Raw genomic sequence first — 12,851 nt, forward strand, 5'->3', positions numbered from 1 at the left:
CGCTTGATATCCTCGAACAGCGGCAGCGTCAGGTTAGGGAAGGAAGAGGCGCGCATATCTTCCATCGGCAGGTTCATTGCTTGGCGAACAACTTCCGGCACATTGGTGGGTCCCGGAACGAAGAGATGGGTGTAACCGGCCATGACTGCTTCTCCTCAAGTTAGGCTTGGCCGAGACCCCGATTGCGTCCCTGCCATTTTGCAAGATTGTTTTCACTTACTGGCCAGAACAACACCTGTCAGGATAGAAAATGTCACCGCTTGGCATTGAAAAAAAAACCGCTTCGGGGGGCCATAAAAGATTAACCGGATAGCCTGGACCTACCCGGTGGGACGGGCTCTGTGCAGGCATGTCCGATCCCGGCCTCAGCTTGGCGTCCTCACCTGGCGTTTCGGCGGCGAGTCGGACGGTGTAGACCGGAGTGATCGCGCCCACCGTTAGCCGGCCAGTACTGGCGTCGGATCGGGCGCGCCGGTTACAGAGGAGAAGTTCGTCGGTGCCGATTGGCCGGATCGTCGTCGGCGCGACAGATCGGCGTGATGGGCCTCCGGATTGAAACTGTACGACTTACGGTCTGGATCAGGGTGTGGAAGCGCGGCGGGACCGGCGCAAATCCTTCCAGTCAGGAACTTATGCAGACGGCTTGAGGTCGCATGACCGGTTCTGGTGCGACGGTCCGCCGCCGATTCCTTCGACGGCCAGGGCCAGTTGGGTCAGTCTCAGCTGAAAACGGCCTGCCACGAACTGCGCCAGCACGCTCTGGACCTTGGCGGCCAAGCCGTCCATCCCAATCGCACTAATGTATCGCTAGATAGACCCACACTCCAGCCTGGGTGCGATCAAGGCCGCCACCTTCAGAGCCGACAGCATCCGCCGCAGCGCCGCCTTGCTGACCTCGGCGTCCACCCGCACCCGCGCGCCGTCGAACAGCACAACCTCAATCACGCCGCGCTGTATCCCCGACCGCACGGCAGCCGGCGCGCTGCTGATGACCTCGGTTGTCGGGTGATGCCTATGTCGCGGCGATGACCCCACGGCGTTTGCGACAGAGTGCAACCAGCAGCCTGCCACCATCCCCAAATGTCGGGGAGCCACATTCAAGAAACGCTCGGTCAGCTGCCCGCACGATGGCGAAAAGCGTTATGAGCGTTCGCCTGGGCAAGAGGTCCGTACAATCTGTCATCCGAAAGAAAATGGAACTGATCGTCACATGCCGCCCATCGAGCTGGATCCTCGGTTCTTCCGCGTTGTCCGCCCATTCCTCGTAACACTCCAGGGCGTCTTGAAATGCTAGGTGCAACCCGATTGGCGCGTGTCCATGGTGAAGCGGAGGTAGAAATTGCGATGCTTCGCAAGGGTCGCGACCAGCAAGGCCGCATGAGCACTCATAAATGTTTTCCATAAACGATGGTCTCCACCGATCACCACGCGATGAGCGCCTTCACAATCGTGAGGCCGCGTCCGTGGGATTTTGTTTATGTGTTAGGCCTGCCCAACGGATTGCAGGCATGCCGGCGGAGCCCACCCCAGGAAGGCCTGCGCGATCGCGTGTCAGGTCTTCGACCTTGTCGACATACTGTCACCGCTGTAGTAGCGCCAGCCGGGATAGCCCTCGGCATATTTGTTTATCAGTGCCGAGCCTTGCGCCTCAAGCACGGCCTTCGAGACGATATTTTTCCGAAGCGATCAGTTCGAATCTCGTCGCGCTGCCTGTGCAACTCGCGATCCATTGCCGCACTGACGGCCGGATCGGTCTCGGCCGCGGATGCTTGGAAGAACTCGCCTAGGGTGCCAATGCCTGGTCTTGCGGGAATGTTCATGAGAATCCTCCTTTGGGGGCGAGACAGCGCCGTCCCTAATCCCTAGCCGGTCCAGCCAAGGCCGGTGGATATGCAGTTGATCGACATTAGAAGCGCATTGATTGCTCGCTTCGGACTTGGTGCCGCAACTTCTTGCGATCGGACCTCATCCAGAAGCTTGACCTGAAGACGGTGAATATCGTCCATCTGCGGGCGAACACGGTCGAAGTGACGCTTGAACGCGGGAAAGCGAATCGACAGATCGGCTCGCCCGGTCATCTCCCGGATCATCCTGCACGTCAGCTCATACTCGGCGGTGATCTTCGTGTGGATGCGCTCGCCGATTTCGGGTTCGCTGACAAGCCCCGCGTAGAGCCGACCGATTTCCATGTCGGTCTGGTAAAGCGTCTTGTCGACCTCATCGACAATGAGACGGAAGAAGCGCGAGCGTTCGAACATCTGCTTGAGCAACTCGACCCCATGATCGCCGCGCACCGCAACAAAGGAATTGAGCGCGCTGCCTATCCCATACCATCCGGTCAGCAGATGACGGTTCTGGCTCCAGGCGAAGACCCATGGGATAGCACGAAGATCGGTGATGCTGCTGGCGCCGAACCGGCGCGCCGGCCGCGATCCGATTTTCAGAAGTGCAAGTTCCTCGACCGGGCTTGCCTGGTTGAAGTAGTCAATGAAGCCGGGCTCGTTGATGAGGCTGGCATAGGACGCTTGGGACATGCCGGTCAGCGCCTCGAGTGCCTCTTCGAACTCCGGATTGTCCTTCAGTTCGACCTCGTCGGACGACTTGATGCTATGGGCAAGCACGCTGGCCGCCAAGATCTCGAGTTGATAGAGGCCCGTCCCGCGATTGGCGAATTTGGACGACACTACCTCGCCCTGCTCGGTGACGCGCATGACGCCGCCGACCGTTTGCGCCGGCTGTGCGGCGATCGCCCTACCGGTCGGCGCGCCGCCGCGGCTGACCGATCCACCGCGGCCATGAAAGAAGCTGATCTTGATCTTGTTTTTCTGGCCCGTCCGGGTGAGTCGCTTCTGCGCCTTGCTCAGTTCCCAGTTGGAAGCGAGGAACCCGCCATCCTTGTTGGAATCCGAATAGCCGAGCATGATTTCCTGGTGGTTGCCAAAATCGCGTATAGAGCGACGAACGATCGACGTACCGAGCAATTGGTCAATGATCTCGGGAGCGGCCCGCAAGTCGCCTATCGTCTCGAAAAGCGGTACGACTTTGAGCCTGATCGTGCCCGAGCCGTCGAGCGCGGTTGCCAGACCGCAATACTGAGCGATTAAATAGACGGCTAGGATGTCCTCGGGCGACTGCGTCATTGATAGGACGAATGCCCCGATCGAGGTGCTGCCGGTGTCCGCAGCGGCATCGCGAATGACGTCGAACAGCTCAAGTAGTTCGCGGGCTTCCTCGGAAAGCCGGTCACGCTTTATCTTGAGTCTCTCGCCCGTAAGAAGACCTTGGCGGATGCGCACCGACCATTGCGGAGTGCCCGGGCGGAGCGCAGTCGATCGCCTTGGGCTGGCCGCAGCAAATAGTTCGGCCAAAACCCGGTTCACCACCGTCGAGTTCTGGCGAATATCGAGCGAGACAGTGTGGAAGCCAAAGCTATCTAGCTGCTGCAGAAGTGGCTGAACGAACCGTTTGACGATTAAGGTACCGCCGATCTGATCGAGCACTTTCGACAGCGAAAGCAGATCCTTTCTGAAGGCCTCCTCGTTCGGGTAGGCAACGCCGCTCCCTTGACCGCGCAGCGCCTCGAGCCGGCGCAGCATGGCGGCAGCGAACTGCCGAAGCGGCTCGTCGGAGTTCCTCGCTGCGAGCTCTTGCCCCTCGCCGCTCCGTTCAAGTGCGATAGCTAGCGGAGGTCGAAAAATCTCCGGGAAATCCACGACGTTTGAGCTCGCGCTCAGCACCGTGACCAGACGCCGGACCTGTCCCAGATACCACTCGATCGCGGCATTGCGGCATTCAGATAGGGCAAATGCGGTGGTCTTCGCCGTCACATAAGGATTGCCGTCACGATCACCACCGATCCATGAACCGTAGCGCATGAACGACGGCGCCCTGAGATCATGCTGTGGATAGTGGCGCCGCAATGCGCTTTCCAGCGCCTCGTAAAGCTGTGGCGTAGCCTCGAAGATCACTTCCCGAAAGAAATGCAACCCCCAAGCGATCTCGCGCTCGACAGACGGCCTTTCTAGCCGCAGCTCACCGGTCATCCACAGTATCTCGATCTCGCTCTTGAGATCGCGGATCAGCAGGTCGCGCTCGCGCGGTGCCCATCTTTGCTGTTCCAGCTCTGTCAGCTTGCGATAGATGCGGCGGTGGATTTCGAGCACCGTGACGCGCTTCGCTTCGGTGGGATGCGCCGTCATCGTCGGACCGACGCAAAGACCGTCCAGGACCTCCTGTACCGTTTCTGCCGGGTAGCCGCGCGCGGCTATCTGGCCAATGACATTGGAAAATGATCCGACAACCTCGTCGGGGCCGCCAGCCTGTTCAAGCTCGCGACGTGACCGCATGGCGGTGAGTTCGCGGGCGATAGCCAGTAGTTGAAACCAGATTCCAGTAGCCTGCAAGGCGGCAATCCGCCGCTCCTTGGCGAGCTTGTCGAGATCGGCCAGCCCGTTAAGCACCTCTGCTATACCAGGCTCCCGCTCATTAACGACATACAGCAACAGCCGAAAAAGGAGGCTTCTCGCATCCTCTCGGAAACTAATTGGTCGGCTTTCTTCCAAGGCGTCGCCCTGTTCTTCATGTGAGCGATGGGAGCGTTCCTGGAGTAAATTCATGTGGGCGCCTGCGTGATTGTACGAATACTTATGTTATATTTATCTTATTCACTGGTTTATTAGATAGTTCTGCGTTCTACCCCCCGCAAGTGATATCTTGTCCTCCCCTCGCAAGCGGCACCTTTGAGTGACATTTTTTCGCCTCTGAGGGAACGCCCGAATGGGTGGTTTCAGCATTCATTCTGGGTAGCGCACGCCCCGGTCAATCAGTAACGATGAACGTCGAATCCCCCCGGGAAAAGTCTCTTGAAGCCGTCCATGTTCGGCGGTTTGACTATTGATTGCGCAACACGGTCAGCCAACCAGTATGAGGGGCATCGCGTTGAAGGTCCGCTGAACAGCGCCAAGCGAAAGCAAGCGCGGATGAGCCGGGGGGCGGTGTCCTGGCGAACGGCTTGTTACCCAGCTTGATGATATCTGAGAGAGGTCTGACGCGACAGAAGCGCGCGACACATGTGGGACGGCCACGAGGCAAGCGATCGCGTGGCGGGCACCTAGGGGCCGATCCTGGTTCTGCAAGACACGACCGGGTTTGCGTATCAACGGGTGAAAACCGAGGCGATCGACATCACCAAGGTCATCGGCGGCGACAAGGGCAAAGCGAGCGGCCACGCCTAAACACCGTGTGGCAACCTGATGCATTCGAGCCTGGAGGTAACGGCGCAAGGTGTTCCCCGCGGGCTGACGGCGGTGAAGTTCTGGACCCGCGACAAGTTCAGGGGCACGGCCGCACTCATGCGCAAGATCGGCCCGACCCGGTGTGAGCGGGAATATCGCTTTTGCTTGCCAATTGGGGGCAGGGTGTAGAACTTGGCATCCAAAGCCACCGTGACGGCGTCGCCTTTGTCGTCGCGAATCTCAACCACATGAGCAGCACAGGGCGGCTCGTTGACCATCACCGCCGCGACCGCGCGGTCGCGGGCGCCAGCGAGGCGATCGGTCTGAACGCGCACCAGGAAGCTCGTGCTGAGCTCCGAGGCGAAGCAGAAGAGCTCGTAATGTCGCTCTCTCCATCGCCGATATGGACACAGCGCCCTCGCCTTTCAGCGTCGGAGTGTTCCAACCAGCGATAGCTCTCCTTTGTCTCTGTCGGCCCGTGAACGCGAGGATCGAGTGGATTGGCGGTTGGTCACAAACCTGACGGTTCGCTACGCCGAGCAGGAGATCGAAAAGCTCTCTTGGTATGCCCTGCGCTGGAAGATCGAAGTCTTCCACAAGATCATGAAGTCGGGATGTCGAGCCCAAGAGGTCAAACGCGCCACGGCGGAACGGTTGGCAAATCTGTTGGCCGTGTTCTGCATCCTCAGCTGGCGCGTCTTCTGGGTCTCCATTAGCAGCCGCGCTGCGCCCGAACCGCCGCCCGAATTGGCGCTCACGTCACTCGAGGTCAAATCCTTGACTGGCTCATACCCGACTCGCGGTCAAATCAGGGATCACCGCGAGGCTTGGCGTTCTACACCAACAAAATCGCCAGGCTCGGCGGCTATCTCAACCGCACGCGCGACCCGCCGCCCTGCAACATTGCCATGGCTGACGGGCCTGACCGATATCGGGCTCGGCTTGAGGCCACCGAACTTGTGGGTAATTAGTAAAGCATCACCGGGCGCTTACGCTGAAGATCGCCACGGTCACTGAAGCCAATCTCAACAACCCGATCGAGCAGGAACTTCGGCCTATCAAGCGCAGCGTCGGCTGCAGGCTCGGCTTCAAGTCGACGGCATTGCAGAGGGAATTTTCTCCCCATCGAATGGTTCCATGATTCGGTAGGCGAGGTTTGCCTATAGTCCAGGCCCTCAATCCCGAGGCACAGCGCATGATGAAGCCATTGCGACCTCATTCCCGACTTGCAAGGGTCGGGAAAGAGGCGATTAATGCCCCCGAAACTACCAATACTCCACCCGCTGCCGCAGCAACTGTGACAGTGCCAATACCAAGGGCGGCTAGGAGCAGCAGGGAAACCAACGGTGTAAAATAAGCAATTGAGGATATGGTGGCCGTATGGCCGGTGCGGATTGCCTTGTCCCAAAAACTGTTGGAAAGATTTAGTGACAAAACGCCAATGCCGACAATTGCTAGCCACTGAACCCATTCCAGGGAGCTTCGCGTTTCGATTAGCAAGAGCAGCCCACTGGCGGCCAGTGCTAGGATGCCCAACGACGGTCCTACGACATCATGCAACTCCTCGCCGTGAAGGCGGGTCGCGGAATAGATGGCAAAGCTCAACCCTCCCAGGAAGGCCAGGAAAGTACCCCCGGGATCAAAACCGTTGCCGAAGGTCGGGCCGATGGCCAACACTGCCCCGGCAAAACCGATTACAATACCTAGCCTTTGGATGTTGGTCAGGCGCTCGTCGCCGTGCCGAGACAGGATCAAGATAAGAAGGATGGACCACAGAAATGCGATGACATTTGCCTCGGCGGCGCCAATCCGCGGTAGCAAACAGAAAGAAGCCATTCGTGCCCATGAGACTAGCTGCAACGGTGAGCTGCGTTTTGACTGGCGTTCCGAAGAATTCTCTCGACCTGCCACGCAGAGCGAAAATCGTTCCTGAGGTAAGGAACCCGACCAAGGCCCCAACCGATAAGACAAAAAACGGTGGTGCCGGTGCTGCAATAAGGGCGAAAGCCAGCCAGGTGGCCCAGAACATTACTGCCGCCAGCGCAAAGAACGCGGTCCTCCTGAGCGATCCTCGCATCATCGCACTGAGCTTTCGTTATTCAAGCGCGTCACCTTCGACCTTGTGCCGCATAAGAGGCTTAGAACGGCGCGTCGAACAATCCCGCTTAGCCATTTCGAGAAGTGGTGTATCGCAGTGAAAACGTCATGCCGTCATGATTATTTTAAGTTGCAACAAACGCAGATTGCGGCCAGATCGGTCGCCCCGGACGGTCTTGAACCCCAGAGCCAACCGGAATTTGAGAATTTGCGATGCGAACTCCCCCGCCGATTTTCAGGACTAACTAAGCTTGCCGGGTAGCCAGCCGAGCGAGCGCTATCGCCAGCGTCTTGCTGGCATCCACCACCGCTCGCTCCGGCACATGCTCGTCGACCATATGCGCCTTGGCGATCTCGCCGGGACCGTAGATGGCGACGGGAATGCCCAGACTCGCAAAGTGACCCGCGTCGCTTCCGAACATTACGCCGCAGGGCTCTCCTGGGCTATCCAAGGTGCGGGCCGCTGATTGCAAGGCCTCGATCAGTTCCGCGTCATGCGGCGTCGCCCAGGCAGGGAAACCGACATTGGGCCAGTCGATCGATAGTTCATGCGCCTCGACCTTCAGATCGCTCCTGCATCGCGCTACCTCTTCCTCGATCTCCCGCCGTATGCTGGTGATCTCTTCTCCTGGAAGGATCCCCATCCGGCCGGAAAACTGGCCGCTCTCCGGCACGGTGGCGCGCCACTCTCCCGCGGAGAACGTCCCGATGTTGAGCGGGGCCTGTTGAGGAAATGCGGCGAAGAGCGGATGCGAGAGGGAAGCATTGCGACGCGCGGCGTACGCCTCGAGCCGCCCGAGGCATTTAAGGAGCATAGCGAGCGCGCTCCTGCCTTCCCAAGGGGCGCAGCCATGCGCCGCCTTTCCTGATGCCCGGACCGTGAATTGGACGGATCCGGCGCCGGCCGTGACGATTCTACCCTGACTAGGCTCGAGGACGATTGCCGCTCCTGGTCGAGGTCGGTCGGACAGGGCAAAGATGGTTCCGAGCCCGCCGGTTTCCTCGCCGATCACTAGCTGGAATTCGATGTCATTAGAAAGCGCCGCCGAGCATTCTTTCAACGCCAGAATGGCCATCAAGCCCGCCGCGATCGGCCCCTTCATATCGGCCGCCCCGCGGCCCCAGATCGAACCATCCGACCGGACACCGGAGAAGGGGGCAAATCGCCATCGGGCTGGATCTCCCACTGGGACGACATCGAGGTGGCCATTAAGCACGACTGGCGGATACTTGCTGTCGCCAGGCGCCTTCAGGCGAGCATAAAGATTTGGGCGCGCCACCAAATCTCGCTCCTCGGAAAAATCCGGAAATTTGCGGCGAAATTCCTCGGGAACCACGCTTAGTTCGAATTCAAACTCGTTCCGTGAGAGCCACTCGGCGATCAGCTTGGCGAGTTCGCCTTCATTTCCAGTGACACTTGGGATCCTGACCAAATCACAGGCCAAGACGATGAGGTTCTCGGCATGGCTGTCGATCCAATGGACTAGCTCGCGATCGTAGCCATCATACATCCCAACAATCTCCAGTAGTGTTCTGGCGACCCGAACGCCCCTCATGTTTCGAGCGCTAATTCCTCACAACGTGGTCGGTTTCATCAGGCATATTGCCGACTTCGTCTGTTGTTTGGACCGTGCGCCGCGCCGCTCTACGCTCGCTCGTGGCCTCGGTGTCGAGGGCCAGGATGCCATCGGATTCCGTCAGAACGACGCCATAGACCTCTAGGGCCGCCTCAGGGCTAACCCATCCGTCGACGACATCCGCGAAGACTCTTTCAGGATCGCGCTCAAGCGGGCTTCCATAGCCGCCGCCACCATTCGTCGTACCCACGATCCACTCGCCCGGCCAAATGACTTCCAGTGACACCGATGGCAAGGGAACGCGCCTGCCGTCTACAGTAATGCGCTCGGCTGAGGCAAGCGATGCCGGTCGCCCGCCGCGAACCCCGCGCGGCGGCGTCGAATGGCCATCAATAGTATAGATCACCGTCATGGAGCCGAAGCGTGGCCCGTAGATGACTTCCTGGCCGGGGGCGCCGCGGAACGTTCCGGCTCCGGCAGAATCCCGCAAGATACGGAGAGAACGGATCAGAATGGGATATTTCTGCTCATCGAGTTCGACACTGTCCCGGTACATCATCCCCGCTATCACGGGTGTTCCATAATTCAGCCAGCCGTCCGCAAATGGCGAACCCGGACCGCCGTTCGACTGCAGAACCAGTTCGTTGACGTATTCCGCACCGGCCCGACGATCATCATGCCCGGAGATGACGGCTATTCCGGGTCCCGTGCTCATCCCCCCCTCTGCCAGCCCATGTCCGTCGGCGAAGTCGGCGATTGCGGCGTGCGTAATGCTGACGAGGCGGTCGGCAAGGTTTGTGGTCGCCATCGACGTCGAATGCGGAAACTTCGGAATGCCGACAACGCAGTTTTCGCGCAGCAGAACCTTCATGCGTCGAAAAGTGCCGGCGTTGCACGGCAGATCTTCCGAAAGCGCGTTGAGCACACCGGTCATCGCATTGTTGAACGCGCAGGCGGCCGACTGGTTAAGGCCGGCGGGAACGCAATCGATATTGTCGCGAAGATCGACAACGACCCTGCCCGCCTCGGCGTCGATGTCGACCACAACTTTTATCGGAACGCCGTCCGGCAACGCCGGCGTGCTGTCATGCTTGCCATGGCCCACTATCCGGCCGGTGGGCAACCTGCTGATGGCGTCGGCGACCCGCCTCTCCGAGTAGTCGAACCACTCCTCGATGAAGATCTTGACCGTCTCCATGCCATATTTGTTGACCAATGCGAGGAGCCCGCGTTCGCCGATGCGCGCCGCACCGAGGGCCGCAAGATAGTCGCCATACCATTGCTCCGGCGCGCGAATGCGGCTGCGGCACATGCGGATGATGTCATCGACGTCACGGTAATTCTGCTGAATCCGGACGCACGGGAAAATGAGCGCTCCTTCCTCGTATACATCGCGGGCATTCGGCATATAGGTCGTGGGCAGGGAATTCCCGCAATCGGCCTGATGGGCTTTCGCGCAGGCGGAAAAGAGGTGAACGCCGTCGACGATGACAGGAACGATTATAGTGTGATCGGCAGCATGCGTGTTGCCGTCGTAGGGGTCGTTGTGGAGAAATGCGTCGCCAGGCTCCAGCACCGGATGCAGACGAACCATGGACTCGGTCACCAGATGCGAGCCGAAAACATGCACGGGCAAGCTCTCGGGGGCGGCTAGTAACCGGTTGTCGGCGGTGACCAGAGAACAGGAGAAATCCCTGGCCACGCTGATGACCGTCGAGCGGCCTGCCCGCAGGAGCGTGTTCGTCATCTCCCGGCAGATATTGTCGAACCTGTTGGCCAAGACCGAAAGCAGGAGAGGATCGAAGGCGCGGGTACGCGCCTGGTCTTTTTCAGTGGCGGTATCCATCAAACAAGCTCCGTTCCCTTATGCCTCGGTCGCCACACTGATTGCGTAGTTGTATTCAGTCGCCCTGAGCACACTTCCAGGTGGAACGACTATGGTGGTTGTCATCTCATCGATCACCGCCGGTCCGGTCACCGTCGTGCCCGGCAGCAGATCGTTGCCTTCGTAACGGTGAGTCATAACCGCCTCGCGGCCAAACACGGCCGGACGCGCGGCGCGCGGTCGGGGCGCCTGATCCGGCCCCTTCTTTGTCGTCTCGGATGGCCGGTCGCCCAACGGCGCCACGAGCCGCGCTCGCCAGAACAGACATTCGATATCCTGGCCCGGGTCGCTGACCGCAAAGACGCGGTCGTGCACTGCGTGGAAGGCATCCCGCAAGCGATCGACATCTTTCGTCGTCGCGAAGCGGGAAAAGGGAAGAGGTACCTCAAGCTCCCATGATTGGAAGGGATATCGCGCTTCAAGCCGGTATTCGATACGAACGTCATCCAATCCGCGCTGGCGCAGTGTCTCTACCATTCCGCTGAGAGACTGCTCCAGCCTTGCAAGAACCTCGTTTGCTTCGTCGATCGGAAAGGCCTGGGTGTTGGCGTAAAACGTTGCGCTCGTTTCGGTCATCACATTGGCGTACAACCCGCCACAGGCACTGAGCGCGCCGGCGGTGCGGGGCACGAGAACTTCAGCCACTCCCAGTTCCGATGCCATGGCTGCCGCATTCAGGCCGGCAGCGCCGCCTCCGGCGACAATTCGACATTCGCGGGGGTCGATCCCCTCTTCGATGGTGATTTCACGGATAGCGCCGACCATGGCCTCGGTGGCGATGACGTAGATCGCGTACGCAGCCTCTTCGACCGAGATCGACAATTGTGAAGCCACGCGATCAATCGCCTGCCGCGCCAGATTCAAATCGAGCGACATGCGGCCGCCGAGAAAGTGGGCGGGATCGAGAAAGCCAAGGACTAGGGCCGCGTCCGTCACCGTCGGCTCGGAACCGCCGCGCCCATAGCATGCCGGTCCGGGCTCGGCCCCCGCACTGCGCGGCCCAACGCGCAACATACCACCGCTGTCTACCCACGCAATCGAGCCCCCGCCCGATCCTATGCTCTGCACATCCACGGACGACAGCCCGGTGATGTTGCCGACGAAACGCCCGCCGAGCCACGTTTCCCGGGTTTCCTTGATCTGTCCGGCGCGGATCAGGCTCACGTCGAAAGTCGTACCGCCTGTGTCACACACGATCAGGTCTGCGGACGACCCGTCCTGGGCGCCGTAGACCGTTGCAGCCACGGGCGCCATCGCCGGCCCCGATCGGACGGTGTAGATAGGCCGGTCGACCAGGTCCTCGACATGCATGGCGCCACCGATTGACGTCACGGTCAGCAGCGAGCCTTTGAAGCCTTTACTCTCCAGATCGGAGAGGAACTGGGAGAGATGGGTCTGCATCAGAGGCTTCAAGGACGCATCGATGGCCGCCGATGAACCCCGACGGTATTCTCGTACAATCGGGTTCAACCTGTGCGAAAGCGTGAAGGGAACTCCCGGGAGGCATTCCTCGATCAGCCTGCCGACGGCGTTCTCATGCGCCGGATTAACGACAGACCAAAGCAGGCAGACGGCGACGGCCTCCACCCCGATGCTCTTCATCTCGAGGAGCTGGCTTCTGACCTGATTTTCGTCGAGCGGTTCGACCACTCCCCCTTCCGCATCGATGCGTTCTGCGACCTCGAAGGTAAGGGATCGTGGAATGTACGGCTTTGGGTATTCCGAGCGAAAATCGAAGGCGCTGCGTTTTCCGCCCTCGCGCAGGACCAGCGTGTCGGCAAAGCCGCGTGTGCAAAGAAAGGCAGTCTTCGCCGTTGCTCCGACAACGATTGCATTCGTCGCGTGCGTCGTTCCGTAGATGAAGATGTCGGTGTTCGGAATAACCTCTTCCACGGTCGTCCCGCATTGCTGCGCAGCGTTGGCGATCGCAGCTTCGATGCCTTCAAAGACTCTCGCGCGCGTGGTCAGCGACTTGCCGATGACCGGATCCATTCCGTCACGCGAAAGCGCAACGTCCGTGAAAGTTCCGCCGGTGTCGGCCGCGATCCGGTAACGCAT

General features: G+C 59.9%; 9 protein-coding genes and 2 pseudogenes. 1 reads left to right on the plus strand and 10 read right to left on the minus strand.

Annotated elements, in window-relative coordinates; genetic code table 11:
• From P9272_RS33130 to P9272_RS33155, 6 genes and pseudogenes are all read right to left on the minus strand, one after another.
• A pseudogene (locus P9272_RS33130) lies at positions 1–143 on the minus strand (serine--glyoxylate aminotransferase); the annotation flags it as partial.
• Between the two features lie 487 nt (positions 144–630).
• Positions 631–777 (minus strand): hypothetical protein, encoded by a 147-nt coding sequence (locus tag P9272_RS33135; RefSeq protein WP_278164277.1) that lies wholly within the window; start codon positions 775–777, stop codon positions 631–633.
• A gap of 30 nt (positions 778–807) precedes the next feature.
• Complete coding sequence (locus P9272_RS33140) at positions 808–945, minus strand: hypothetical protein (protein WP_278164279.1); 138 nt, start codon at positions 943–945, stop codon at positions 808–810.
• A 592-nt stretch (positions 946–1,537) separates the two neighbouring features.
• Positions 1,538–1,820, minus strand: a pseudogene (gene glyA, locus P9272_RS33145) (serine hydroxymethyltransferase); the annotation flags it as partial.
• A gap of 42 nt (positions 1,821–1,862) precedes the next feature.
• The gene (locus P9272_RS33150) at positions 1,863–4,616 is read right to left on the minus strand and encodes a phosphoenolpyruvate carboxylase (RefSeq protein WP_278164281.1); all 2,754 of its coding nucleotides are present in this window, start codon (positions 4,614–4,616) and stop codon (positions 1,863–1,865) included.
• Between the two features lie 614 nt (positions 4,617–5,230).
• Positions 5,231–5,569, minus strand: a complete 339-nt coding sequence (locus P9272_RS33155) for a hypothetical protein (RefSeq protein WP_278164283.1) — start codon at positions 5,567–5,569, stop codon at positions 5,231–5,233.
• A gap of 172 nt (positions 5,570–5,741) precedes the next feature.
• On the opposite strand from P9272_RS33155, the gene P9272_RS33160 reads away from it, so the two are divergent.
• The gene (locus tag P9272_RS33160; protein WP_278164285.1) at positions 5,742–6,251 is read left to right on the plus strand and encodes a hypothetical protein; all 510 of its coding nucleotides are present in this window, start codon (positions 5,742–5,744) and stop codon (positions 6,249–6,251) included.
• A gap of 198 nt (positions 6,252–6,449) precedes the next feature.
• Here the strand turns inward: P9272_RS33160 and P9272_RS33165 are convergent, their stop codons facing one another.
• The 4 genes from P9272_RS33165 to P9272_RS33180 form a co-directional block, all read right to left on the minus strand.
• Positions 6,450–7,070, minus strand: coding sequence for an EamA family transporter (locus P9272_RS33165; RefSeq protein ID WP_278164287.1), 621 nt, complete (start codon positions 7,068–7,070; stop codon positions 6,450–6,452).
• Positions 7,071–7,576: 506 nt separating this feature from the next.
• Positions 7,577–8,887 carry a M20 family metallopeptidase gene (locus tag P9272_RS33170; RefSeq protein ID WP_347404084.1) on the minus strand — a complete coding sequence of 437 codons (1,311 nt, stop codon included), beginning with the start codon at positions 8,885–8,887 and terminating at the stop codon, positions 7,577–7,579.
• Between the two features lie 10 nt (positions 8,888–8,897).
• A complete protein-coding gene (locus tag P9272_RS33175; RefSeq protein WP_278164291.1) occupies positions 8,898–10,754 on the minus strand; it encodes a hydantoinase B/oxoprolinase family protein in 1,857 nt (618 codons plus the stop codon).
• 18 nt (positions 10,755–10,772) lie between these two features.
• Complete coding sequence (locus P9272_RS33180) at positions 10,773–12,851, minus strand: hydantoinase/oxoprolinase family protein (protein ID WP_278164293.1); 2,079 nt, start codon at positions 12,849–12,851, stop codon at positions 10,773–10,775.

It is taken from the genome of Mesorhizobium sp. WSM4976, from assembly GCF_029625685.1.
Lineage (GTDB): Bacteria > Pseudomonadota > Alphaproteobacteria > Rhizobiales > Rhizobiaceae > Mesorhizobium.

Excerpts from the sequence above, each read along its gene's own strand:
- P9272_RS33150 (WP_278164281.1), bottom strand. The coding sequence starts at position 4,616 with ATGAATTTACTCCAGGAACGCTCCCATCGCTCACATGAAGAACAGGGC.
- P9272_RS33165 (WP_278164287.1), bottom strand. The coding sequence starts at position 7,070 with ATGGCTTCTTTCTGTTTGCTACCGCGGATTGGCGCCGCCGAGGCAAAT.
- P9272_RS33170 (WP_347404084.1), bottom strand. The coding sequence starts at position 8,887 with ATGAGGGGCGTTCGGGTCGCCAGAACACTACTGGAGATTGTTGGGATG.
- P9272_RS33175 (WP_278164291.1), bottom strand. The coding sequence starts at position 10,754 with ATGGATACCGCCACTGAAAAAGACCAGGCGCGTACCCGCGCCTTCGAT.
- P9272_RS33180 (WP_278164293.1), bottom strand. The coding sequence starts at position 12,851 with ATGCGTTACCGGATCGCGGCCGACACCGGCGGAACTTTCACGGACGTT.